The 24,825-nt window shown below is 71.4% G+C and carries 20 protein-coding genes; 10 read left to right on the top strand and 10 right to left on the bottom strand.

What is annotated here, in order from left to right:
* Positions 1-455: 455 nt before the first annotated feature.
* The 3 genes from ACZ63F_RS05850 to ACZ63F_RS05840 form a co-directional block, all read right to left on the bottom strand.
* Entirely contained in the window at positions 456-671 is a 216-nt protein-coding gene (locus ACZ63F_RS05850; RefSeq protein WP_089106991.1) for a DUF4177 domain-containing protein, read from the bottom strand.
* Between the two features lie 61 nt (positions 672-732).
* Positions 733-1,056 (bottom strand): hypothetical protein, encoded by a 324-nt coding sequence (locus ACZ63F_RS05845; RefSeq protein WP_469709034.1) that lies wholly within the window; start codon positions 1,054-1,056, stop codon positions 733-735.
* 93 nt (positions 1,057-1,149) lie between these two features.
* Complete coding sequence (locus ACZ63F_RS05840; protein WP_469709032.1) at positions 1,150-1,752, bottom strand: winged helix-turn-helix domain-containing protein; 603 nt, start codon at positions 1,750-1,752, stop codon at positions 1,150-1,152.
* A 224-nt stretch (positions 1,753-1,976) separates the two neighbouring features.
* Between ACZ63F_RS05840 and ACZ63F_RS05835 the strand changes: the two genes are divergently transcribed.
* Positions 1,977-4,118 carry an ATP-binding SpoIIE family protein phosphatase gene (locus ACZ63F_RS05835; RefSeq protein ID WP_469709030.1) on the top strand — a complete coding sequence of 714 codons (2,142 nt, stop codon included), beginning with the start codon at positions 1,977-1,979 and terminating at the stop codon, positions 4,116-4,118.
* A gap of 33 nt (positions 4,119-4,151) precedes the next feature.
* Here ACZ63F_RS05835 and ACZ63F_RS05830 read toward each other — a convergent pair whose 3' ends face one another.
* Positions 4,152-5,336, bottom strand: a complete 1,185-nt coding sequence (locus ACZ63F_RS05830; RefSeq protein ID WP_469709028.1) for a beta-ketoacyl-[acyl-carrier-protein] synthase family protein — start codon at positions 5,334-5,336, stop codon at positions 4,152-4,154.
* 671 nt (positions 5,337-6,007) lie between these two features.
* Between ACZ63F_RS05830 and ACZ63F_RS05825 the strand changes: the two genes are divergently transcribed.
* Both ACZ63F_RS05825 and ACZ63F_RS05820 read left to right on the top strand, forming a co-directional pair.
* Entirely contained in the window at positions 6,008-6,445 is a 438-nt protein-coding gene (locus ACZ63F_RS05825) for a DUF485 domain-containing protein (RefSeq protein ID WP_469709026.1), read from the top strand.
* Positions 6,442-8,058 carry a sodium/solute symporter gene (locus ACZ63F_RS05820; protein WP_469709024.1) on the top strand — a complete coding sequence of 539 codons (1,617 nt, stop codon included), beginning with the start codon at positions 6,442-6,444 and terminating at the stop codon, positions 8,056-8,058. Before ACZ63F_RS05825 ends, ACZ63F_RS05820 begins: the two co-directional genes overlap by 4 nt.
* Positions 8,059-8,195: 137 nt before the next feature.
* Here the strand turns inward: ACZ63F_RS05820 and ACZ63F_RS05815 are convergent, their stop codons facing one another.
* Positions 8,196-8,402 (bottom strand): hypothetical protein, encoded by a 207-nt coding sequence (locus ACZ63F_RS05815; RefSeq protein WP_351959748.1) that lies wholly within the window; start codon positions 8,400-8,402, stop codon positions 8,196-8,198.
* 318 nt (positions 8,403-8,720) lie between these two features.
* On the opposite strand from ACZ63F_RS05815, the gene ACZ63F_RS05810 reads away from it, so the two are divergent.
* Entirely contained in the window at positions 8,721-10,241 is a 1,521-nt protein-coding gene (locus tag ACZ63F_RS05810; protein WP_469709022.1) for a catalase, read from the top strand.
* Positions 10,242-10,369: 128 nt separating this feature from the next.
* Here ACZ63F_RS05810 and ACZ63F_RS05805 read toward each other — a convergent pair whose 3' ends face one another.
* Complete coding sequence (locus tag ACZ63F_RS05805) at positions 10,370-11,878, bottom strand: MFS transporter (protein WP_469709019.1); 1,509 nt, start codon at positions 11,876-11,878, stop codon at positions 10,370-10,372.
* Between the two features lie 326 nt (positions 11,879-12,204).
* On the opposite strand from ACZ63F_RS05805, the gene ACZ63F_RS05800 reads away from it, so the two are divergent.
* Entirely contained in the window at positions 12,205-14,058 is a 1,854-nt protein-coding gene (locus tag ACZ63F_RS05800; protein WP_469709017.1) for an arabinofuranosidase catalytic domain-containing protein, read from the top strand.
* 138 nt (positions 14,059-14,196) lie between these two features.
* Here ACZ63F_RS05800 and ACZ63F_RS05795 read toward each other — a convergent pair whose 3' ends face one another.
* Entirely contained in the window at positions 14,197-14,721 is a 525-nt protein-coding gene (locus tag ACZ63F_RS05795; RefSeq protein ID WP_469709016.1) for a MarR family winged helix-turn-helix transcriptional regulator, read from the bottom strand.
* Between the two features lie 39 nt (positions 14,722-14,760).
* Here ACZ63F_RS05795 and ACZ63F_RS05790 point away from each other — a divergent pair, with 39 nt between their 5' ends.
* Entirely contained in the window at positions 14,761-15,684 is a 924-nt protein-coding gene (locus ACZ63F_RS05790; RefSeq protein WP_469709014.1) for an EamA family transporter, read from the top strand.
* Here ACZ63F_RS05790 and ACZ63F_RS05785 read toward each other — a convergent pair.
* Positions 15,655-16,596: a L,D-transpeptidase gene (locus ACZ63F_RS05785; RefSeq protein ID WP_469709340.1), complete on the bottom strand. Its 942-nt coding sequence runs from the start codon at positions 16,594-16,596 to the stop codon at positions 15,655-15,657. The genes ACZ63F_RS05790 and ACZ63F_RS05785 overlap by 30 nt on opposite strands.
* A gap of 534 nt (positions 16,597-17,130) precedes the next feature.
* On the opposite strand from ACZ63F_RS05785, the gene ACZ63F_RS05780 reads away from it, so the two are divergent.
* Positions 17,131-18,558: an alkaline phosphatase family protein gene (locus ACZ63F_RS05780; protein ID WP_469709012.1), complete on the top strand. Its 1,428-nt coding sequence runs from the start codon at positions 17,131-17,133 to the stop codon at positions 18,556-18,558.
* Between the two features lie 135 nt (positions 18,559-18,693).
* Here the strand turns inward: ACZ63F_RS05780 and ACZ63F_RS05775 are convergent, their stop codons facing one another.
* Complete coding sequence (locus ACZ63F_RS05775) at positions 18,694-20,601, bottom strand: FHA domain-containing protein (RefSeq protein WP_469709010.1); 1,908 nt, start codon at positions 20,599-20,601, stop codon at positions 18,694-18,696.
* 251 nt (positions 20,602-20,852) lie between these two features.
* On the opposite strand from ACZ63F_RS05775, the gene ACZ63F_RS05770 reads away from it, so the two are divergent.
* Positions 20,853-21,122: a hypothetical protein gene (locus ACZ63F_RS05770; RefSeq protein WP_469709008.1), complete on the top strand. Its 270-nt coding sequence runs from the start codon at positions 20,853-20,855 to the stop codon at positions 21,120-21,122.
* A gap of 73 nt (positions 21,123-21,195) precedes the next feature.
* On the opposite strand, the gene ACZ63F_RS05765 is transcribed toward ACZ63F_RS05770, so the two are convergent.
* Positions 21,196-22,809, bottom strand: a complete 1,614-nt coding sequence (locus tag ACZ63F_RS05765; protein ID WP_469709006.1) for a purple acid phosphatase family protein — start codon at positions 22,807-22,809, stop codon at positions 21,196-21,198.
* A 255-nt stretch (positions 22,810-23,064) separates the two neighbouring features.
* Between ACZ63F_RS05765 and ACZ63F_RS05760 the strand changes: the two genes are divergently transcribed.
* Both ACZ63F_RS05760 and ACZ63F_RS05755 read left to right on the top strand, forming a co-directional pair.
* The gene (locus ACZ63F_RS05760) at positions 23,065-23,961 is read left to right on the top strand and encodes an RNA polymerase sigma-70 factor (RefSeq protein WP_469709004.1); all 897 of its coding nucleotides are present in this window, start codon (positions 23,065-23,067) and stop codon (positions 23,959-23,961) included.
* Positions 23,962-24,062: 101 nt separating this feature from the next.
* Positions 24,063-24,809 carry an SDR family oxidoreductase gene (locus ACZ63F_RS05755; protein WP_469709002.1) on the top strand — a complete coding sequence of 249 codons (747 nt, stop codon included), beginning with the start codon at positions 24,063-24,065 and terminating at the stop codon, positions 24,807-24,809.
* Positions 24,810-24,825 lie beyond the last annotated feature (16 nt).

Below are 24,825 nucleotides of genomic sequence, written 5' to 3'. Positions count from 1 at the left end.
GCCAGGACTGCACAAATTTCACCAGAAGCACCCAGGCATCGGTGACGGTGAGGGCGCAAACCCCGCGCCAGAGCCCTCACGATGCCCAAAGAGCGGGCTGGATAGGCAACTTCGCTGGGGAGTGCTCGAGCCGGCCCCACACACGAGTCGCACACTGCACTTGCACCCCGCGGCGCAAGTGGACGTAATTCACGCAAGTTTTTGCGTTGCCGTGGCGCCGTGGTTCGACGGCTCAGGACGGCTCAGGGTGAAGAATGAGGCGCCTCGGGCGCCACGTCGTCCGACGGGCAACATGCCGACACGCTCGTGTTCCTGACGGTGCGCACGCCGTGCTCGGCGGCGGCCCGCGGAGCCCGGACGATCATCACGTCGTCTTTCGCCCGCTTGCGGACGGCGAACGCCCCCGGACCTCGGCGGGTCCGGGGGCGTTCGAGTTGCTGCCGGTTGCGTTCCGGTCAGCCACGCGGGCGTTCGAAGGTCAGGAGCAGGCCCTCGACGGCTCCGGGACCGATGCGGCCCTTGACGTCCGCGGAGGTGATGGCCTTGAGGGCCCAGCCGTCCTCGGCGTGCTTGTTGAGGACCTTCTCCAGCTTGTCGCTGTCCAGCGCGTCGCCGATCAGCGACTCCCGGAAAGTGACGACCTTGTATTCGTAGGCGTAGGCACTGCTCATGACTGCGGGGTCCTCCTGCCGGCGGAGCCGGATCGGGTGGGAATCGGCCGGGGCCAGCCAATCATCCCCGGGTGCCGCGGCGCAGCGCCGGGCCTCGGTTTTTCTGCTTCAGGGGCGGGACTTGCACGTTCTCCGCCTCAGGGGCGGGACGTGCGCGCCGGAGCAGCCCGCACGGCAGCGCCCACACCAGGCCGAGCAGCGCTCCGAGGGTCGCGATCCACAGGGTGGGTCGCAGGCCGGTCGCCGAGGCGAGCCAACCGCCGGCCAGGGCGCCGACGGGGCGGATGCCGTAGTTGAAGAGGCGGGCGGCTCCCGCGGCGCGGGAGCGGAGGCTGTCCGGGATCAGCGACGCGGTCAGGGATCCACCCGCGATGTCCAGGAGCATGACGCCGAACCCGGAGCCGAACTCCGGCCTGTCCGGTCCAGTAGCGGCGGAACACCGGCTCGCGCAGCAGGGCGGGTAAGCGCCCGGACTCGCTCACGGGTGCGGCTCTTCCGCCTCGCCCCGCGCCGGTGTACCGAACTCCCGCGCCGGGTGCCCGAAGTGGACGTACGACACGCGGCGGGCCGCGGCCGGGCGCAGTTGCGGGCTGTCGGTCCGGCGGGCGTAGGGCTGGAGCAGGTCCCACACCTTCTCGCCGAGATCCTTGAGCTCGGCGGCGGTGACGAAGATCGTGGCGTCCCCCAGTGGCGCCGCCTCCTGCCAGTCCGGAGACTCGGTGTGCCGGTTCTCCAGCCAGTGGGTCGCCTCGGTGAAGTACCGCTCGACGACCGCGAGGCTGAGGGCGGTGGCGGCTTCCTGCACCTCGGGGTCCGCCGTGTAGCCGGGCCAGGAGGTGGACGGCGCCGTGGCCCGCCAGGGCTTCTGCCGGCCCTGTCCCTCCCCCGTCTGTTCCGCGAGTCCGTACTTGGCCAGCATCCGCAGGTGGTACGAGCAGCCGGCCACCGATTCCCCCGTCAGCTCGGCCGCTCTGGTGGCGGTCATCGCGCCTTCCCTGCGCAGCAGTCCGATGAGCGTCAGGCGGAACGGATGGGCGTACGCGCGCAGGGCGCGCGGGTCGGTGAGCTGTCTGCGGTCCATGATGTAAAGGTATCTTTCTAAAGAAACCTTTACAAGCAGCAGGACCTTCCCGAGCGGTGGCCGTCGGGGCCGCCTGCGGCTTGTGTTGTTTTGATCACTTTTATCCCTTCGGCGGGCAGGGTATTTGTGTTACCCATGAGATGTGCGGGAGGTTCTCGGGGCCTGCCCGCATGGACTCGGGAAGATCTGCCGGTACGCCGGAGTCAGCGAGCTGTGTGAGCTGCATGGACCCCACACCCTCCTCTGCTTCGCCGTTCGACACGGTCAGCGGCGCCCTGGGGGATTACATCCCGAAGGGCGGAAAGAAGGCGGTGGACGAGGAGCGCGCCCCGGGGGCCGAGGGCGAGACCGACGACGGGGAACGGATCCTCGGGGTGGTCGGTCTCGGCCGGGATCTGCGGATCAGCGGCTCCAACCTGGACGCGGCCCCGTTCGCCGGGGTGAGCGCCGCGCCGGGGACCGCTTTCGCCGACCTGCTGCCGCCCGAGGACGTGCCGACGGTCACGAAGCGGCTGCTGCGCGTCCTCGAGACGCGGGAGGCGCATGTCGCCCGGGTGCAGCGCGTGCGGCGCTCCGACGGGTCGGAGCTGGTGGTCTCGATGAGCATCCTGCCGGCCGCACCCCCGCAGGACGGTCTGACGGTCTCGCTGATCGCCATGGCCAAGCGGCTGCACCTGTACGCCTCGGCCACGGCGATCGGCACGTCCCTGGACATCGGGGAGACCGCACAGTCCCTGGCCCAGTCCCTGCTGGCCTGGGGGGACGTGGCCGCCGTCAACCTCGACTACGCCGTGTGGACCGGCGAGGCGGTCACCGAGCAGGCGCAGGACCGCATCCGGCTGCGGCGGGCGGCCCTGGTGCCGGACCGTGCGTGGCCCGAGGGATACCTGACGCCCGGGGACAACCTCCCCCGTGAGGCGAGCCGCCTGCTGGCCCATGCGGTCATGCGCGACGACGTCCCGCAGGCCGTCGTCATCCCGGACCGTGCGGCGATCGAGCGGGCGCTGGACGATCCGAAGCTGGTGCGCGCCCTGGTGCCCGGGGACCGGCCGGTGAGCGTCGCCTGCATCCCGCTGGTCGTGGAGGGACCGGAGGGCACGCCGGGGCCCATCGTGCTCGGCGTGACGGAGGTCTGGCGGCGGCCGGAGTGCCGCTTCAACGGCGCCGAACTGCTCGACCTGCAGGAACTCGTGGCGAAGACCGCCCGGCACGTGGACCTGGCCCGCCAGCACCAGCGTGAGCACGCCCAGGTGCTGGCGTTGCAGCGCCGGTTGCTGCCGCGGGCGGGCAGCGACACGATCGAGGTCGCCAGCGTCTACGAGCCCACCACCCCGGACAGCGCGGGTGTCGGCGGTGACTGGGTGAACAGCTTTCCGCTGCCGGGTGACAGGACCGCGCTGGTGGTCGGTGACGTTGTGGGGCACGGCCTGGGGGCCGCGGCGGCCATGGGCCAGCTGAGCATGGAGGCGAGGGCGCTGCTGTCGGCGGGGCTCGGCCCCGGGGAGGTGCTCGAGCGCCTGGACGAGACCGTCACCATGCTGGACGACACCGACGCGGGCCTCGCGGCCGGATACAGCGCGCTGGGGTCGACGTGCTGCATCGCGGTCTACGATCCGGTCGACCACCGGGTGCTGGTCTCCAACGCCGGCCACCTGCCCCCGGTCCTCGTGCTTCCCGACGGCTCCGCCGGGACCCTCGCGGCGCAGCCGCACCCGGCCCTCGGTGCGGAGTTCGTCGTACGGGAGCCGTTCGAGGTGCACGAGTTCGCCGCGCCGCCCGGCTCGCTTCTCGTCCTCTACACCGACGGCCTGGTGGAGGATCCGGCGGCCTCCATCGACGACGGCATCGGCAGGCTGACGGACGTGGTGCGCGAGGTGCATCCCTGGGACGACCTGCAGCAGGCCGCGCGTCGCGTGGTCGCCCGGCTGGGCCCGCCGGAGCCGCTGCGCGACGACGTCACACTGCTGCTGGCCCGGATGGCCGGGCGGCGCAGCCGGGACACCGCCACCTGGCGGCTGCCCGCCCGTGACGACACCGCCGCCCGCGCCCGCACCCTGACCGCTCCCCTGCTGCGGCGTTGGCACCTGGGCGAACAGGCCCGGGACGGCGCCCTGCTGGTGCTGAGCGAACTGGTCACCAACGCCGTGCGGTTCGGCACCGGGCCCGTCACGGTCCGGCTGGTGCGGGCCGGATCCCGGCTGACCTGCGAGGTCGGCGACAGCGGCAACGGCCGGCCGCGGCTGCGCCGCGGTGACCTGCTCGACGACGGCGGGCGGGGTCTGCACGTCGTCCACAAGCTGACCGCGCGCTGGGGCGTGCGGTGGACCGACACCGGCAAGGCCGTCTGGGCGGAACTCGAGGGGTAGTGCCGGTGCCGCGACGACAGCGGCGGTCCTGCGCTACAGCCACTCCCCTTCCAGCGCGGTGGCCGTCAGCCCGGGCGCGGCCGCGTACAGCACCGTGCGGCTGCCCGGCTTCTGTCCCGCGTCGTGCGCGCGGCGCAGGATGTCGAGTACGGCGGCGCCGCCGCGGTTGCCCGAGGTGTAGCTGTCACGGCTGTAGGCCAGCAGCCCCTCCGGCCAGCTGTCGGGCATCGTCTGTTCCATGTACTCCAGCACCCGCGTGCCGCCGGGATGCGCGAGCAGCAGATCGGGATGCCAGGAGTGCCCGTCGTCCTGGTGGCGTGCGCGCAGCCACTCCCACATCGCGGCCACTGTCTGCTGGACCGCGCGCGGCCCGCGGCGGTCCATCACGAAGTGGGTGCCGTCCTCACGGGTCTCCAGCCGGTGCAGGTCGGTGGTGCCGGGCAGGGTGTGGTGCCAGGCCGCGTCCAGGCGCAGCACCGACTCCGGCCGGGGGCGGCCGGTGACCACCACGGCGACGGCGGTGTCCGCGAACAGGAGCCGCACGATCAGCGACTCCAGCGTGTCGTCGGCGGGCTGGTAGGTGGTGCTCAGCGCCTCCGATATCACGACCAGCACCACCCGGTCGGGATCCGCGGCGACCAGGTCGGCCGCCAGTGCCAGCGACCGGGTGCCGGCGATGCAGGCCCACTGGGTGGCCGGCAGCAGCAGTACGTCGTCGCGCAGTTCGAGGCGGTTGAGGAGGGAGAGGTCAAGTCCCGGCAGGGCCGGGGTGGTGGAGTGGCTGGTGATCAGGCAGTCGACGTCGGCGGTGTCCAGTCCGGCGGCCCGGAGCGCGTCACGGGCCGCGCGTTCCCCGTACGTCTGCACGGCCGCCCAGGCCGGCGCGGTGCGCTCCTGGACGGTCTGCGGGGCCGGTATCGCCTCCAGCGCGGCGATCGCGCGGTTCACCTCGTGCTCGGTGAACCCGCTGCCGGCCAGTGCCGTACGGGCCTGTCCCGCACGGGGAGTTCGCAGGCCCGGCCCGCCGCCGGGGGCCGCTGCCGTCTCCAGCGGCAGCATCCACCCGCGGGAGTCGATCCCCGTGCTCGCGGCGATGCCGTCGATCCGGGAGAGCCACGGCGCCTGCGGATGCCGGCCGCGCACCTCCGCGAGGATCTCGCCGGTCTTCACGTCATGTTCGCCTTGTAGTACGGCTGGAGGAGTCAGATAGGCACCCATAGCGCGCATCTTTCACAGAAAGACATTAAATGAGTGAAGTGTCCGAATCACCCCTGATTGCAGGAGCTTGAGGCTCAAGACACTGCCATTGCAATGTACTTCGCATTCGACAACTCCCCCGTGGCCCCATGTCCCGCGAATGCCACGAAAGTTCCTTCCGGCCCCTGCCCGGCAGGGACCCATGACCACACCACGGAGATCGTTGCGGAGCAAATTGCGTACCGTTTACGGAAGTTGAAGGGCGTACGGATCGGGCCGCCGGACGAGACCCACGCCACCCATGAGGTGCGTCACAGCCGCGCCCCGCCCGGGCCGGCCAACCGCCGCGCGGCCCGGGGCTCATGAGGTGTGCGACGGCGCACTTCGGGAAACAATCGCGCCACCGCGCGCTCCGCCCATGCTTCATCACCCACTGGCAGAGATCCCGACGTCAGCCCCGCGCACCAGGGGCCGCCCCCATCGACTCCCGCCGCACCCCTGGCGGACGGCGCCCACGCCGGAGACCATGGCGCTTCGCCCACCCGACCGCTCCCCTATGAGACGACGTCCCGGACGACCGGCGCACACGGCTTCCCACCAGCCCCCGGCCGCACGGCGTCCGGCCGGCCGAACCGCCCTCCCCGCTCGTGGCCCGTCACGACCGGCCCGGTCCCCACCGAGGAGTTGCCGAAATGTCCTATGATGTGCCCGATTTACCCTCGGGCCGCTCCCCTTACGGCCACCCGTCCCCGTACGACCGCCCGTCCCCGGCCTGGTCGAGCGGCGAGGAGCCGTACGGCACCCCGGCTGCGAACCCTCGCTCCGGTGCCCACCGCACCCTGCGCCTGCTGCGGCGGGCCTACCGCTGGCAGCGGCGGGTGGCGACCATCACCGCGCTCGGCTACTTCGCCGCCTTCCTCACCCTGACCGTCAAGGCGCCCGCCCTGATGACCCGCCCGGGTCCCGGCGGCCTGCCCACCGGACTGGTCCTGGCCCTCGTCCAGATTCCGGTGACCTGGCTCGCGGTCCTGCTCCACGAGGCCGCCGCGCACCGCTTCGTGGATCCCCTGGCGCGGCGCGCCCGCCGCCAGACGGGCGGGGCCGTCGCGGACCGGGAGCAGGCGCCGTGACCGGGTTGGGAGGCTCCGCCCAGTCCTGGTCCCTCGTCGCGTTCTGCGCCGTCGTCGCCCTCACCCTGCTGCTGTGCGTGCTGACCGGCCCGGAGGCGGACGACCTCGCCGAGTTCTACACCGGGTACCGGTCCCTGTCGCCGTTGCGCAACGGGCTGGCCGTCGCGGGCGACTACATCTCCGCCGCCACCGTCCTCACCATCGGGGGGATCATCGCCCTGTGCGGCTACGACGGCATCGTCCTCGCCCTCAGCGCCCTGCTGTCGCTGCTGTTGCTGATGTTCCTGCTGGCCGAACCCCTGCACAACACCGGGCGCTACACCATGGGCGACGCGCTGGCCCGTCGCCACCCTGCCCGGTCGGTGCGTGTCACGGCCTGCCTGGTCACCCTCGCGGCCCTGGTGCCGATGATGGTCGTCCAGCTCGCCGGGGTCGGTGAACTCCTCGCGTACGTGCTCGGGTTCACCGACACCGGCATGCAGAACGGGTGCGTGGCCGGGGCCGGGGTCCTCATGATCAGTTACGCGGCGCTCGGCGGGATGCCCGGCACCGCGCTGGTCCAGATCATCAAGACCGTGGCACTGCTCGGCTCGGGGCTGGTCGTGAGCGTGCTGATCCTGCGCGCGTTCGACTGGCAGCCCCAGGCGCTGTTCCACGCGGCGGCCGCGCGCAGCGGAGCGGGGGACGCCTATCTGACCTGGGGGCTGCAGTACTCCAGCAGCCCGCATCCGGCGCTGGACATGGCCAGTACCCAGGGCGCCATCGTGCTGGGCGGCGCCTGCCTGCCGCACGTCACCATGCGCATGTACACGGCGGGCACGCCACGACAGGTCCGCCGGGCCATGTCCTGGGCGGTCTCCTCGGTGACCCTCTTCATTCTGATGCTCACCCTGATCTGCACCGGCGCGACCGCGCTCGTCGGTCACGACCGCATCGCCGCCGCCGACGCGCACGGCACGACCGCCTACCTGCTGGGTGCCCGCGCCGCGTTCGGAACCGGCCTGTCCCGGCCGGAGAGCCTGCTCTTCGCCACCGTCACCACCGCCGTCTTCCTCACCCTGCTCGCCTCCGTCGCGAGCATGACACTGGCCTGCGCCAACACACTCGCCCACGACCTGACGGCATCCCGCGCCACTCCCCCGGCACCGGCCCGTGAGCTCGCCCTCGCCCGGTGCTGCGCCCTCGCCGTGGGCGTCCCCACCATCGTGCTGGCCGTCCTCGCCCAGCACCGCAGCCTTCAGCCGCTGGCGACCGTCTCCTTCACCCTCGGCGCCTCCGCCATCGCCCCCGCACTCCTCTACACCCTCTTCTGGCGCCGCTACACGCGCACCGCGCTCCTCGCCACCCTCGTCGTGGGCTCACTGACCGTGCTCGCCCTGGCCCCCGGCACCACCCTGGTCTCCGGAACGCCACTGTCCGCGTTCCCGGACGCCGACTTCGCCTGGTTCCCCTACAACACGCCCGCCCTCGTCTCGGTACCCGCGGGCTTCCTCACCGGCTGGCTCACCACCGTCCTGGCGGGGCGGAGGTCCGCCGACCGTGAACGCAGCCGCTACGAGTCCCACGAGCGCCACCTGCTGACCGGCGCGCCCCCCGGCCCCTCGCCCCGGTAGAGCGGTCCGGCACGGCGGTTACGGGCGGGACAGGCCGCCCCCGGCCGACGGGTCGCCGCCCGACCCGGCCGCCGGGAACGGACCGGGTCGGAATCGGACGGACCTGTGCGACGGACGGACCCGACGGGCGGCCCGGTCTACTTGGCCGGGGGCCGGTCCTGCATGCCGGTCGCCATGGACGAGGCAGCCGCGTTGAGACCCGCCACCGCGGCCTTGGGCAGCGCCCCGGCGACCTTGGTGGCGAGGTCACGGGAGGGGCCGGGGGCGGTTCCGTCCGCGTGGGCCGGGGCGGCGAGAGCCACGCCCGTCAGGGCGAGCGCGGCGGCAGTGATGATCCTCTTCATGCCCTGAGGAACGACCGTCCCCGCCCCGGGGACACGACCGGCGGCGGCTCCAGCCGAAAAACGTCCCGGATCCCCGAGTGGCGGCACCGGCCCGGTGGGACCAGGCTGGATGCCGGACAACCGGGCCGGGGCCGCCGTCGCCGCGCGGCCCCTGCAACGGCTGCCGGGCCCGGTGTTTGCCGCGCTCGGGCCGGGTCACCCGCCACTGCGGGGCGCGGCCGCGGGTGTGTGAAACGGCCGCCGGCCCCGGACACCGCAACGACCCCAGTATCCGCAGGAAACCGGCACCCACTGCTCCGCGCGGAGAAAGGCAGAGTCATGACGCAGAAGCCACCCCTCACCACGACCGACTCCGGTGCCCCCGTCGAGAGCGACGAGCACTCGCTGACCGTGGGGCCCGGGGGACCGGTCCTGCTGCAGGACGCCTATCTGATCGAGCAGATGGCACAGTTCAACCGGGAGCGGATCCCCGAGCGCCAGCCGCACGCCAAGGGGAGCGGCGCGTTCGGCCACTTCGAGGTGACCGAGGACGTCAGCGCCTACACCATGGCTGGCCTCTTCCAGCCCGGCGCCCGTACCGACCTGGTCATCCGCTTCTCGACGGTCGCGGGTGAACGCGGCAGCCCGGACACCTGGCGCGACCCCCGCGGCTTCGCAATCAAGTTCTACACCGGCCAGGGCAACTACGACATGGTCGGCAACAACACGCCGGTGTTCTTCGTGAAGGACCCGATGAAGTTCCAGCACTTCATCCGGTCCCAGAAGCGCCGGGCGGACAACAACCTGCGCGACCACGACATGCAGTGGGACTTCTGGACGCTCTCCCCGGAGTCCGCCCACCAGGTGACCTGGCTGATGGGCGACCGCGGCATCCCGCGGACCTGGCGCCACATGAACGGCTACACCTCGCACACGTACATGTGGATCAACGCCAAGGGCGAGCGGTTCTGGGTGAAGTACCACTTCAAGACGGACCAGGGCATCGAGTTCTTCACCCAGCACGAGGCGGACCAGATGGCCGCCGTCGACACGGATTACCACATGCGCGACCTGTTCGAGCACATCCGTGACGGCCAGTTCCCCAGCTGGACCCTGTACGTCCAGCTCATGCCGTACGCGGACGCCGCGGGTTACCGCTTCAACCCGTTCGACCTCACCAAGGTGTGGCCGCACGGTGACTATCCGCTCGTGCCGGTCGGGCGGATGACCCTGGACCGCAATCCGACCGACAACCACGCCGAGATCGAGCAGGCGGCGTTCCAGCCGAACAACTTCGTTCCCGGGATCGGGCCCAGCCCGGACCGCATGCTGCTGGCCCGGCTGTTCTCCTACGCGGACGCCCACCGGCACCGGATCGGCGCCAACTACCAGCAGCTCCCGGTGAACGCTCCCGTCGTCGACGTCCACACGTACTCCAAGGACGGGGCGATGGCCTTCCGCAAGACGTCCGACCCGGTGTACGCCCCGAACTCCAAGGGCGGCCCCGCCGCCGACCCCACCGCCTTCGGCCCGTCGCCCACCTGGGAGGCGGACGGCGAGCTCGTCCGCGCCGCGTACGTCTCCCACCCCGAGGACGACGACTGGGGCCAGCCCGGCACCATGGTCCGGGAGGTGCTGGACGACGCCGCCCGTGACCGTCTGGTCGACAACGTCGTGGGGCATCTGCTCAACGGCGTGAGCGAACCGGTCCTCCAGCGCGCGTTCACGTACTGGTCGAACATCGACGAGACGATCGGCAAGCGCATCGCCGACGGCGTCCGCGCCAAGGGCGACGAGAAGGACCCCAAGGCGGCCGAGCAGGGCAACCCCGCACGGAGCTCCATGCAGGCCAAGGCCTGACCCCGTCCGCGCACGGCGGACGCCGAACGGAAAGGGTGCCGTGCGAGCCATGGGCTCGGACGGCACCCTTTGCGCGGATGCCGGGGGGGCTCGCGAGCGCAGGTGGTGGCCGCCCCGTCACGACGCGCTCAGGACCGTGCGGCTGATTCTGAGCCCCTGGCATCCGCCCGGTCCCGCAGGCAGGCGCTGTACAGCTCCTGCGAAGTGCCGACCAGCCGGCGCTGCTCCGCGCGTGAACCGACCATGGGGCGGGAGCCGCGCAGCGGGACCTGGGCGCTCTCCGGCAGGAAGCGGACGGTCAGCAGACCGATCGCGCCGGCCAGCATCAGGTAGTAGGCGGGCATCAGCTCGTCGCCGGTGACGTTGACCAGGGCCGCGGTCACCAGTGGAGTGGTGCCGCCGAAGGCCGCGACCGCGATGTTGAAGCCGATGCCCATCGCGGCGTAGCGGACGGCCGTGGGGAAGAGGGCCGGGAGGGTCGCGGCGCTCGGCGCTGCGAAGCAGGCCAGCAGGGTGGCGAGGAGCAGGACGCCGAGGACGGGTGGCCAGGTGCCGTGCATCCTGATCAGCTGGAAGGACGGCACCGCGAGCAGGATCATGGCGGCCGCGGAGACCCCGTAGACGGGACGCCGTCCGATCCGGTCGCTGAGCCGCCCGACGAAGGTGATCAGTACGACGATCCAGACCATGCCGATCAGCACCAGGAGGTCGGCCGAACCGCTGGAGCGGTGCAGGGTCTCGGTCTGGTACGTCGGCAGGTACCCGGTGACCATGTAGTTGGTGACGTTGTACAGCAGCACCAGGCCCATGCAGACGAGCAGCGCGCGCCAGTGATGCGTGACGACGGTCCGGAGTTCGCTGTCTGCCGACTCCTGGGCGAGGTCCTTCTCGTGGTCGTCGAGTTGCTGCTGGAAGGCCGGGGACTCCTCCAGTTTCAGCCGCATGTAGAGGCCGATCACGCCCAGCGGACCTGCGATCAGGAAGGGCAGGCGCCAGCCCCAGGTGAGCATCTGCTGGTCGGTGAGGAGCACGTTCAGCACGGTGACCAGGGCCGAGCCGAGGGCGTAGCCGACGAACGTGCCGAAGTCGAGCCAGCTGGAGAGGAAGCCGCGGCGCCGGTCCGGGGAGTACTCGGCGACGAACGTGGTCGCGCCGCCGTACTCCCCGCCGGTGGAGAACCCCTGGACCATGCGGGCGACGAGGAGCAGGACCGGAGCGGCGATGCCGATGGTGGCGTAGCTCGGGATCAGTCCGATGGCGAAGGTGCCGAGCGCCATCATGATCATGGTGGTGGCGAGCACCTTCTGCCGGCCGACCCGGTCACCGAGCGGCCCGAAGAAGAGTCCGCCGAGGGGCCGTACGACGAAGGCGGCCGCGAAGGTGGCGAACGAGGAGATCACCTGGGCACCGGCGGAGGCTCCGGGGAAGAAGACCTTGCCGATGGTGGCGGCCAGGTAGCTGTAGACGCCGAAGTCGAACCACTCCATGCAGTTGCCGAGCGCGGACGCGCCGACCGCGCGCCGCAGCAGCGGGCGTTCGACGACCTGGACGTCGTCGCTGCGGAAGGCCCGGTCGTTCCGTCGGAGCCTGCGGACGAGCTCGTCGCGGACCTGCCGGGGCAGTACGGCTCCGGACACGCTGCCTCCCCGTTCCACCGTCGAAGGGTTTCACCGGCAGAGGTTCGCCGAAGCGAACTCCGCGGCGGGTGCGAACACCTCGCACCACAACCTGCTGCCCCGGAACGGCGAGGCCACACGCGTGGCCTGTGCTCCTGCAACCGCCGCCGCCCGCCATGCCTGGTCTGAACCAAAAGAAGGAAACAAATATTGACGGACTCGAACAGCGTGCGTAAGTTCCGGGCCGAGCCGATCTGAGAGCTGTGCCGCCGTACCTCGGTGCGACCTCCCCCCGTTCCAGCTTCGAAGGGACGCGCATGCCTGGATCTCCGTCCGTCCGTAATGTCATGACCTCGCCAAGATTCTGCTTACGGCGGCCGCAGGCCGTGGCCGTACTGGCCTCCCTCTGTCTCGCGCTCGGGCTGCTGCTCGGGTTCCCGGCCGCCTCGCAGGCCGCGAGTTCGCTGCCCTGCGACATCTATGCCGCGGCGGGTACCCCCTGCGTCGCCGCGCACAGCGTCACCCGCGCGCTGTTCTCCTCCTACGCCGGCCCGCTGTACCAGGTGACCCGCGTCTCGGACGGGGCCACCGCCGACATCGGGCTGCTCACTCAGGGCGGGTACGCCGACGCGGCCGCTCAGGACGCCTTCTGCGCCACGGACGGCGGCTGCCGGATCACGAAGATCTACGACCAGAGCGGCCGGCACAACGACCTCACGCCCGGGCCCGCCGGCACCGCCGGCATGGGTGCCGACCGGGGTGCCGACGCGTCCGAGATCGCCGTCACCGCGGGCGGCCACAAGGTCTACGGCCTCTGGATCTCGCCCGGGGTCGGCTACCGCTACACCGGTGTCGCGTCGGGTGTCGCCGTCGGCGGCCAGCCCGAGGGCGCCTACATGGTGGCCAGCGGCACCCATGTCGGATCCGCCTGCTGCTTCGACTACGGCAACGCCGAACGCACCCCCGCCGACACCGGCAACGGCCACATGGACGCCGTATCCATCGCCACCACCTGCTACTTCGCGCCGTGCACCGGAAACGGCCCGTGGGTGGAGGCCGACCTGGAGAACGGCATGTTCCAGGGCGACAACGGCTCCAACACGGCGAACCGGGGCAACGGCTCCACCTTCGTCACCGCCGTCCTGAAGAACAACGGGCAGACCCGGTACGCGCTCAAGGGCGGTGACTCCCGGTCCGGCAGCCTCTCCACCTGGTGGGACGGCGCGCTGCCGACCCGGGGCGGCTATCAGCCCATGCAGCAGGAGGGCGGCATCATCCTGGGCATCGGCGGCGACAACAGCAACTGGAACCGCGGGACCTTCTTCGAGGGCGTCATGGTCTCCGGCTATCCCACCGACGCCGCCGAGAACGCCGTGCAGGCGAACATCGTCTCCGTCGGCTACAACGGCGCGACGGACGTGCCGAACGGCCCGCAGGGGACCATCACCGGTCCGGGCGGCAAGTGCGTGGACGTCGCCGCCGACGACACCGGCACGAACGGGGCCGCCGTCCAGCTGTGGGACTGCCAGACGTACGCCGAGGACCAGCACTGGACGCACAACCCCGACGGTTCGCTCTCCACCCTCGGGCGGTGCCTCGACATCGAGGGCAACGGTACGGCCGGCGGCGCGAAGCTGGAGCTGTGGGACTGCAACGGGGTCGGCGGCCAGAAATGGGTCCAGCGGGCCGACGGCTCCCTCCTCAACCCCCAGTCCGGACGCTGCCTCGACTCCCCCAGCGGCGCCACCGCCAACGGCACCCGCCTGCAGATCTGGGACTGCAACGGCGCCGCCGCGCAGAAGTTCTCGGTCAACGGCGGCGGGGCGGTCAAGGGCCCGGGCGGCACGTGCGTGGACGTCGCCGCCGACGACACCGGCACGAACGGGGCCGCCGTCCAGCTGTGGGGCTGCCAGTCGTACGCGATCGACCAGCACTGGTACCACGGCTCGGACAACTCCCTTGCCACGCTCGGCCGTTGCCTGGACATCGTGGGCAACGGCACCGCGAACGGCACCAAGGTCGAACTGTGGGACTGCAACGGGGTCGGCGGCCAGAAATGGGTCCAGCAGGCCGACGGCTCCCTCCTCAACCCCCAGTCCGGACGCTGCCTCGACTCCCCCAACGGCGCCACCGCCAACGGCACCCGCCTGCAGATCTGGGACTGCAACGGGTCCGGTGCACAGGCCTTCGGCCTGACCTGAGCGCCGCTCCGGGCGCGCCCTGCCGACGGCGGGGCGCGCCCGGCGGAAGGTCCGGGTCTTCCCGCATCGTCCACACCATGCGCGCGAGGTTCATCCCTCCGAGTGAACCCGTGAGCGTGGCCGCGTACCGGGGCCCGGTCATTCGCCGCCGGGGGTGTGCGGGTCCTCCATGCGGGCCAGCCAGGTGGTGAGCAGGGTTTCGAGCGACTCGGCCTCGGCGGGGGTCAGCAGGTCGACCAGGCGCCGTTCGTTGCGCATGTGGTCGGTGAAGGCACGGTCGACGAGTTCACGCCCCGGGGTGGTGAGGGCGACGATGCGGCCGCGCTGGTCGTCGTCGGAGCGGCGGCGGGTGACGAGTCCGGCCCGTTCGAGGCGGTCGATCCGTTTCGTCATCGCGCCGGTGGTGACCATGGTGTGCGCGGCGAGTTCGCCGGGCGCCCTCTCGTAGGGCTCCCCCGCACGGCGCAGGGCGCACAGGACGTCGAACTCCCCCTCGCTGAGGCCGTAGCGGCCGTAGACGAGGCAGAGTTCCTCGGTGAGCCGGCCGGCCAGACGGTGCAGCCTGCCGATCACCCCCTGGGGGCCGACGTCGACGTCGGGCCGCTCGCGGCGCCAGTCGGCCTGGATGCGGGCCACGCGGTCGATGGGTCCGTCGTGCTTCATGCCTCCACAATACCTTCCCGGGAAGCTATATTAGTTTCCATGGAAGCTAATTTGCGCTGGGTGGCGGTCACCGCGGTGGCGCCGGTGGCCTGGGGTGCCAACTACTACGTGACGCACGAGTTCCTGCCCGCCGACCGCCCGCTCTACGGGGCCGCCCTGCGGGCGCTGCCCGCGGGTCTCGTCCTGCTCGCACTGGGCAGGCAGCGGCCGCGCGGTGCGTGGTGGTGGCGGTCGGCCGTGCTCGGGCTGCTCAACATGAGCGTGTTCTTCGTCCTCGTCTACACGGCCTCCCAGCTGCTTCCGACGAGCGTCGCCTCGACCGTCATGGCGGTGTCCCCGCTGACGATGATGCTCATGGCCTGGCCCCTGGTGTCCGAGCGGCCCCGGCCCGCCCAACTGGCCTGCGCGGTGCTCGGACTCGGCGGGGTCTGCCTCATGCTGCTCACGGGGGTGGAGGGCACGAGCGTGCCGGGAGTCCTGGCCTCGGCCGCCGCCATGCTGGTGTCGGCCTTCGGGCACGTCCTCACCAAGCGGTGGAACGCCGGTACCGACGTGCTCGCCTCGACCGCCTGGCAGCTCACGGCCGGCGGCCTCCTCCTGCTCCCGGTCGCCGCGGCGGTGGAGGGCCCCCCGCCCGCGCTCAGCGCACCGGCGCTGCTCGCGTTCGGCTACGTCTCCCTGGTCGCCACCGCACTGGCCTTCGTCGCCTGGTTCACCGGGCTGCGGCACCTGTCGGCGGGAACGGTCGGGCTGATAGGTCTGCTCAACCCCGTCACGGGCGTCCTGCTCGGCACGGCGGTCGCCGGGGAGGTGCTCACCGGCCGGCAACTGTGCGGACTGGTGCTGGCCCTGGCCGGAGTCGTCCTGGGCCGGCCCAGGCGGGAGGGGCCGCCGCCGCTCCCGGAGGAGCACCGGCGACCCTCCCGCCGCGGGTCACAGCGCCGTGGTCGTCTGCTGTCCTGACGCGCTGCCCGTGAGCCACTGGTCCCAGCTCAGGTTGAAGTCGGCGTAGCCGTTGTCGGCCGGGGCGTTGCCCCGGGGCGAGCCGGTGATGGTGACCGGGTCGCCCTGCTTGACCTGGCCGTAGAACCACTTGGCGTCGGACAGCGAGAGGTGGACGCAGCCGTGCGAACCGCGGGCGCTGCCGCTGCCCGGGTTGGGATCGCCCGTCGAGTAGTGCACGTAGGTGCCCGACTGGGTGAGGTGGACGTCCCAGGGCAGCGTCAGGTCGTAGAAGTTGGGGCTGCCCTTGTCGCAGCTGATGCCGACGCTGCAGGAGGTCATGTGGACCTTCGCCTGCTTGTCGATCACGGCCATCGTGCCGTCCCACGTCGGGTACTGGGCGCTGCCCGCGTTGATCGACAGGGTGCGCACGGTCTGGCCGTTGCGGGTGACCTTCATGGTGTGGCCGGTCACCGAGACGTCCGCCCGCACGTCGTCGCCGATCGTGAAGGTGTGCGTGTAACCGTGCACGCCGTAGCGCCCGTTGCCGTTGCTGACGCCCGTCATGTCGGCGTCGATCTTCACCTTCGTGCCGGAGGGCCAGTAGGTCTTCGGCCGCCAGTCGGCGCGCCGGTCGCCCATCCAGTGCCAGGCCCCGACCACCGGCTGGGAGGTGCTGACCTTCAGGTGCTTCTCGACGTTCGCCCGCGCCTTGGCCGCCACCGGGTTCGTGAAGATCACCGAGATCGGCATGGCCACGCCGACCGTGGTGCCCGTCTGCGGGGTGATCGTGTCCAGCAGCATCGGCGGGCCCGCGGGCTTCGTGGGACTGGGCGAGGCGCTCGCGCTCGGCGTCCCGGACGCCTTCGCGTCGCCCCCGCTCGCCTTGTCGCTGCCGCCCCCGCCGCCGCAGGCGGTCACCCCCACCAGCATTGCGACCGTACCGACTGCGATGCCTATGCCGCCCTTGCGCCGTCCCACGCCCTGCCCCACTCACTCGTCTCGCTCTGCGGCCTCTTCAGGCCCCACTGTCCGTCAGACTGCTGCAGTACGGGTTCCAGTTCCCCGGGGGACGTAAAACATGGATCAAGAATCCGCGGCCGGCGACCGGCGCGGTCCGGCCGGCGCGGCGCGGGGAGATGCGCGGCAGCGAATCGGGCGTGCCGGCACCCGTCATGGGATCCCTCGTCATGGGCCGCACGCCCGCCGTGGTACGCGCGGCCCGGACGCGCACGATTCATGTAGCAGCCATCGTTCTATAACGTCTGGCAACACCCGTATGTCCAGCGAGTGTTGGACGTAACGAGTCGGCACGTTCCCTCCGCGCGTTGGCCCGGAGTTCACCAGCCGCACCTGACGCACCGCACCGGCCGGGGCCCACAGTGAACGACGGCCCGTCCTCGTGGCCGGGCCTGCCGTCACTCCCGCAAAGACCTTCCTGCCGGAAGGCCCGAGAAAGGAGCAGTCATGGCCGAACTGACCCGTCGCAGACTCCTGGGCTCCGCCGCCGGCGCGATCGGCGGCGCCGCGGCCCTGTCCCTCCTGCCGCCCAGCGTCCGGAAGGCCGTCGCCGCCGGACCGCCGCGGAACGGCTCGCTGCGCGACATCGAGCACGTCGTCATGCTGATGCAGGAGAACCGGTCCTTCGACCACTACTTCGGCACCCTCTCCGGCGTCCGCGGCTTCGCCGACCCGCACGCGCTGAGGCTGGACGACGGGCGGTCCGTCTTCTACCAGCCCGACACCGTCAACCCCAAGGGCTACCTGCTGCCCTTCCACCTCGACACGCACAGGTCGAGCGCCCAGGCCATCCCCTCCACGAGCCACGCCTGGTCCGTGCAGCACCAGGCCTGGAACAACGGCAGGATGGACCAGTGGCTGCCCGCCCACCGCAAGGCCGACGGCGTCAACGGCCCCTACGTGATGGGCTACTACACCCGCGAGGACATCCCCTTCCAGTTCGCCCTCGCGGAGACCTTCACCATCTGCGACCACTACTTCTGCTCGGTGCTCGGCCCGACCTGGCCCAACCGCCTGATGTGGATGACCGGCTCGATCGACCCGGGCGGCACGCGGGGCGGTCCGGTCATCAGCAACGCGGCGCCCACGCCGTACCGCTGGACCACGTACGCCGAGCGCCTCCAGGCCGCCGGGGTCAGCTGGAAGGTGTACCAGGAGGAGGACGACTACGGCACCAACCTGCTGGAGCAGTTCGCGTCCTTCAGGAACGCGCGGCCCGGCTCCGACCTGTACGAGCGGGGGGTGCGGCCGCAGGCGCACGGCGCGTTCGAGGACGACGCGCGGGGCGACCGGCTCCCGACGGTGTCGTGGATCTGCCCGACGAGCTACCAGTCGGAGCACCCGGACTACCTGCCGGCCGCGGGTGCCCACTACGTGGCGTCGAAGATCGAGGCCATCGCGTCGAACCCGAAGGTGTGGCGGAAGACCGCCTTCATCCTCAACTACGACGAGAACGACGGCCTCTTCGACCACGTGGCGCCGCCGACCCCGCCGGCGGGCACGAAGGACGAGTTCGTCCAGGGGCTGCCGATCGGCGGCGGGTTCCGGGTCCCGGCCGTCATCGTCTCGCCGTGGACGGTGGGCGGCTGGGTGGCCTCGGAGGCCTTCGACCACACGTCGGCGCTGCAGTTCCTGGAGCGGTTCACCGGTGTCGAGGAGCCGAACATCAGCGACTGGCGGCGGGCGGCCTTCGGCGACCTGACCACCGCGTTCCGCTTCCGCGACGCCCGCCCGCGCGCGCCCCTGCTCCCCGACGACACCGCGGAGCAGCTGGAGAAGGCGCAGGAGGAAGTGGCCACGCTGCCCAAGCCGACCCTGCCGGGTGCCGACCAGTCCTTCCCCCGCCAGGAGAAGGGCCGCCGCCCGCACATCTGACGACCTGAGCACACCGGTCCTTGGCACGACGACCAGCCGCGCTATGGCCCGCCGCACGGCGACAGGGCGGAGGGCGGACCGGCCCCGCCCGCCGGTACGAACGGTCCGGCGGGCCGGATGCCGGGGTCGGGGGCGCTACGCCTGGGCGGCCGGTTCCAGTGCCTCGACGGCCGCGGCGGCCGCGGACGAGTCCTGGCCGTAGAAGATGTCGATGTCGACCTCCTCGCCGCCCATCGTCAGCGTGTCCCAGGCGCCGCTCAGGACGAGCATGCGCAGGGTGGCGGGCTGCAGGGTGCGCAGGCGTTCCAGGATCGCCTCGTCGTCCGGCATGCCGGGCAGGCGGAGGGCCAGCCGGTCGCGGATGGCCTGCATGCGCTCCAGCAGGGTCTTGGTGTCGGCCTCGCGGTCCGGCTCCTCGGGGATCCCGTCGATGCCGTGGCCGATGATGTCCTTGATCGCCCAGGTGACGCCCCGGTCGTCGGTGGTGACCATCGCCTTCCAGGCCCGGCTCTTGTGCCGGTACTGCAGCATCGACATCGCCGCCTCGTGGCGGAGGAAGTCCGCGTCCCGGAACGGCCTGCCGTTCCATGCCCCGTTGAGGGAGCGGGCCAGGGAGATGGCGGACGCGAGGCCGCTGTTGAGGCCGCGGCCCGGCCAGAAGTGGATCGCGTTGGCTGCGTCGCCGAGCAGGAAGCCGTACGTGCCCGGCGAGGTGGTGGTGGGCGGCAGCAGCTCGGCGGAGAACCGGGGGCGTTGCACCATGTCCAGGCGGAAGCTGGTGACCGCCGAGAGGTCGTCGGTCTCGACGCCGAACAGCAGCAGCCCCTCCTGCACCCGCCGCCACAGGGCCGAGCCCTTGACCAGGGCGGGCAGGAACAGCGTGCCGTGCGTCGAGCACTGGAAGTCGCCGTACTCGTCGCGGTCCATCAGGCACGGACGAGAGGCGATGCACTCCTCGAAGACCCGGCGGACCGGGTCCAGGCCGATCACCTCGGCGGCCTCGGCGTCGGTCAGCCGCATGTTGAGGAAGCCCTCGCCGCGCAGCGAGTTGAGCAGGAAGCGGTTCTGGGCGACCGTCAGCAGGACCGCCATCGGGTCGGTCAGGCCGGACTTCACGCGCAGGCCGAGGACGACGTCCTGGAGGTGACGGCCGTCGAGGGAGTAGATCGACTCGTCGGCCTTGCCGAACCGGGCGGCGAAGTGCTCCCGGGTGCGCGACCGGCCGCCGTCGCAGATCGCGAGCACGTGCTGGGAGGCGAGCGCCTCCTGCTGCTCCGCCGGGTCGAACCGGGCGGGTACGAGGCGTATCCGGTCCCGCTTCTCGTTGGCCAGCTCCAGCAGCTGGTCCTCGATGTAGGCGATGCGCATGTTGCGCGGGCTGTGGTCGCCGACCGAGTCCGGGCCGGAGGGCCACATCTCCGTGTAGTGCTCCGGGTCGAAGAGGCGGGCCTGTACCTCCTCGGGCCACGCGAGGTACTGGCGGCTCTGCACCGTCACCACCTGCTGGCGCCGTACGTTGCCCTCGTCCTGGCTCTTCCAGACGACGCCGCGGCCCTGCCTGCGCCACCTGCCGTCGTAGACGGTGATCTTCACCTGGGGCCCGAGGAAGTGTTCGAGGAGCAGGGCGAGGGACAGCCCGACGGGGCCGCCGCCGGCGACGGTGACCTGGAGTACGGGTCCCTGTTCGCTCTTCTGCCCGGCATGTGTGACCGACCGGGGCAGCGAGAGCGCCATCAGCGTCTCCATGGCGTCCGCCACCTCGAAGCGGAACTCCTGGTCGCCCAGGGTGATCTCGTCGCCGGACTGCAGCAGCCGGGACTCCACCTCCTCCCCGTTGACCAGGGTGCCGTTGCTGCTCTCCAGGTCACGCAGCACGTAACCCTTGTCCTCGTCGAAGACGATCTCCGCGTGGAAGCGGGAGACGCTGAGGCTGGAGATGACGACGGTGTTCTCCGAATTGCGCCCAAAGGTGACGCGGGTGTCCAGGACCGGGATGCGCTCCCCCGCCAGCAGACCTTCGAGTCCGACCAGCACCGGTGCCACGGCACTTCCTTCCAGGAGTGATTGACCTCGACATCACTGCGGCACCGCCGGACACTGCCACGCACGTCCACGCCGGGCGGCAGTCAACCGGCGGAACAGCGACACGCTTGACATGGTGACGAACCGTGAGATCGATCGAGTACGACGACGCCACGGTTCTGCCGGCGGCGTCCGGTTTTCCCCACCAATTCGCCCCCGTCCGGGAGCTTATCCTTGCGCCGCCGAGCAGTTCCAGTGGGCGCCACGCTGCGATGTCGCCTGCGTGCGGCGGGAGTTCGCCGTTTTCGGCCAGTGGTCCCGGCAGGCGCCGGGGAGACCGGCGAGGGCGGCGCGCAGTCCGGTGCCGTCCAGCCAGGGACCCCCTCTCGGGCGCCACGGTCAAGCTGCACACCGAGGTCGGCGAGACCGTCGACCTCGCCCCGGCCGGCACCGGCGAGGCCACGGTCCGGCACGAGCCGTCCCAGCCGGCCGAGGCCGCGACGACCACCTCGCTGACCACCGGCTTCGAGAGCATGGGCTGACGCCGGGGATCCGGGGCCGGGCGGTGCGGGCCGGGCGGTTGCCGCCCGGCCCGCTCTCCTGCCGGCAGCGGGATCAGCCGGCGTGGCCGTCGGAGCGCTTGCGGTGCAGGCTGAAGGTCTCGAAGACCGACAGGTCGCCGTTCGGCTTGTTCACGTTGTAGTAGGTGACGTGCATCCGGGTGGTGTCACCGGGGTGCCGGCCGGGGTCGACGGTGAAGGCGGCGAAGCCGTAGGGGTGTTCGACGTCCCGGACGCCCACCCACACGGCCTTCTCCTGGACGTAGGTGGAGGTGCGCTTGCCGTTCGAACCGGCGGTCGCCGACACGGCGGTGATCACCTTGCCGGTGCCGTCGTTGAAGAACTTCTGGTTCGTGGTGCCCGAGACACCGCCGCCGCCGAGGATCATGTGCACGGTGCCGAGGTCGGCGTCGATGTCGTCGGTGGCCTGGGAGACCGGGTTGGGCGTCAGCGTCTCGCTGCCGTTCACCACGCCGCGCACGGCCAGCGAACGCTCGTAGTTGTGCTCGTGCCCGCAGAGCACCAGGTCGACGCCGTACCGGTCGAACAGCGGGCCGTACTTCTCGCGCAGGCCGAGGTCGGCGCCGTTGGCGTCGGAGGAGCTGACCATGACCTGGTGCATGGCCACGACCACCCAGTCGACGTCCTTGGAGGAGCGCGCCGCCTTCAGTTCCCTCTCCAGGAAGGCGAGCTGGCGGCCGCCGGAGTAGCCGCTGATGTAGATGTCACCGCCGTCCTGGAGGCAGTTGTCGTCGTTCTGCAGCACGATGACCCGCACCGAACCGGCCGTGAACGCGTACCAGAGGCCGGCGAGTTCGGCGTCGGTCTCGGTGGAGGGCAGCGAGAAGTACGTCTGGTAGGCGCCGAGGCCGAGCGGGCCGTTGGCCTTCTCGATCTCGTGGTTGCCGGCCGCCGGCATCCAGGGGCGGAAGCGCGCCGAGCGGGTGTTGTTGGTGAAGAAGTTGTTCCAGGTGCGCACCCGGTCGACGTCCAGGTTGGCGTAGCAGAGGTCGCCGTTGAGGAGGTGGAACAGCGGGGCGACCTGCTCGATGCCGGTGACGATGTCCTTCGTCGCGGGCGTGGAGTTGGCGTCCAGGCCGACGGATCCGTCGGCGGCCCAGGTGACCTGCGGGGCGGACTGGTCGCCGAAGCTGGTGAAGGTGACCGGCCGGCGGCCCTGCGGAGCCGTGCGGAAGGTGCCGCTGTCCGGGGTCGCTCCCTCGTGCGTGGCGAGGTAGAGGTAGTCCGTGTCCGGGGTGAGCCCCTTGAGCAGGGCGTGGTGGACGTAGACGGTGCGGTTCGAGGTGCCGTCGACGTACGTGACGGTCCGGGCCTTCTTGCTGGAGCCGAAGCCGTGCTCCAGGGTGCCGTAGCGCACGACGGGCTTGGTCACCGGACGGTCCGTGATCCACGACACCGTCATCTGGGTGCGCGGGTCCGCCCCGAAGGTCAGGTGCAAACCCTGGACGGGGGGCGCGCCGGAGGAGTCCGCGGTGAGATGGAAGGCGGGAGCGGCGAGCGGTGCGGCCTGGGCCGTGCCCGCCCCGAGGAGGCCGGTGGCAGCCGCACCCGCCCCCGCGGTCCCCAGCAGGCCCAGCGCGTGGCGGCGGCTGAACCCCTCCGGGCCCTCCGCCGATCTGTCCTGTGCGGACTCTGTGTGTGTGGTCATGACGCCCTCCCGGCGAGCAGCTGAGCAGACAACGACCGCACCCTTGCCCAGCCCAACTGCTGTCACATGAACACCACATGACCACCTGGCCATCACATGTCAGGGATCTGGCCGACACGACCGGCTCCTGCCCGTGCCTTTACCGGGCGCGGCCCTGCCCTTGACCTCCAGGGGTTCCGACACCCCGGCCCCGGCCGTGCGCGGGCCGGGGCCGGACCGGCTTGTAGCATGCTGGTCCGACCCTGGAGGACATGGATGCGCGCCGGTGACCACGCCGACTCCCTCGACCGCGCGACGAAGGAGTTCGTCACGGCGCGTCCGCAGCTCTTCGGCATCGCCTACCGCGTGATCGGCAGCGCCGTGGAGGCCGAGGACATCGTCCAGGAGGCGTGGGTGCGGTGGCAGAACACCGACCGTACCGATGTCCACGAGCCGGCCGCCTTCCTGGCCACGGTGACCACCCGGCTGGCGATCAACTTCACGCAGTCGGCCCGGGTGCGCCGGGAGTCGTACGTCGGGCCCTGGCTGCCCGAGCCGGTCGACACGCGGCAGGATCCGCAGCTGGGCGCCGAGCGCGCGGAGGCGCTCGACATGGCGGTGCTCTTCCTGCTGGAGAAACTGAACCCGGTCGAGCGGGCCGCGTACGTGCTGCGGGAGGCGTTCGACTACACCTACCGGCGGATCGCGGACATCGTGGAGACCAGCGAGGCCAACGCCCGCCAGCTGGTGAGCCGGGCCCGCAAGCGGCTGGCCGCGGAGCGCAGGGAGCCGGTCGGCTCCGCCGAGCACCGGCGTTTCCTCGAGGTGTTCCTCGCGGCCGCGCAGAACGGCGACCTGTCGGTCCTGGAGGAGGTCCTCACCGAGGACGTGGTCAGCTACACCGACGGTGGCGGCATCCGCGGGGCGTCCAGGATCCCGGTGTCCGGGTTGCCGCACGTCTCCCGGTACCTGGTCGCCTTCGCCCCGCGGTTCTGGCCGCGGGCCCAGGTGCGGTGGGTCGAGGCCAACGGCAGGCCGGCGGTCCTGGTCTCGGCCTCGGGAACCGCGGTGGCGCTGCTGTCGGCCGACGTGTCGGCGCGCGGCATCGAACGTCTCCTGTGGGTGATGAACCCCGCGAAGCTGGCTCCCTACGTGGCGTCGCTGGAGGGGTGACATACCCGCTCCCCGGATTCCCGGAGCGCGTGTCACACCTGAGGGGGCTGTCCGGTCTGTTCTGTCGGAAGCAGCAGAAGGATCGCGAGAGGAATCCCGTCATGAAGGTCGTAGTCATCGGTGGCACCGGGCTCATCGGCTCGAAGCTGGTCCGCAGGCTCGGCGAGCAGGGGCACGAGGCGGTCGCCGCCGCACCGAGCACCGGCGTCGACACCCTCACGGGGGAGGGCCTGGCCGAGGCCCTGGAGGGCGCCTCGGTCGTGGTCGACGTGTCCAACTCCCCCTCGTTCGAGGACCGGGCGGTCATGGACTTCTTCCGTGCCTCCACGGCCAACCTCCTCGAGGCGGAGGCCGAGGCCGGGGTGCGGCACCACGTGGCGCTGTCCGTGGTGGGCACCGACCGGCTGCAGGGCAGCGGGTACTTCCGTGCCAAGCAGGCCCAGGAGGAGCTGATCCAGGCGTCCGGCATCCCCTACACCGTCGTCCACGCGACCCAGTTCTTCGAGTTCGCGAAGGGGCTCGCCGACGGGGTCACCGAGGGCGACACCGTGCGGCTGCCCGCCGGCCGGATCCAGCCGATGGTCTCCGACGACGTGGCCGCGGCCGTGGCCCGCGCCGCGACCGGCGCCCCGGTGAACGGCGTGGTGGAGACCGGCGGCCCGGAGAGCTTCGAACTCGAGGAGTTCATCCGGATGGGGCTCGCCGCCCAGGACGACCCCCGCAAGATCGTCACGGACCCGCGGGCCACGTACTGGGGTGCCGAGCTGCAGGAGGACACGCTCCTGCCGGGCCCGGGCGCGGACCTCGGCGAGGTCACGTTCGCCGACTGGCTGGCGGGACAGGAGTAGGCCCGGCCTCACAGGG

The sequence above is a fragment of the Streptomyces sp. NPDC104761 genome, assembly GCF_055583445.1.
Note: the sequence above shows the minus strand (reverse complement) of the source record. Positions and strands in the feature narration are given on the sequence as shown.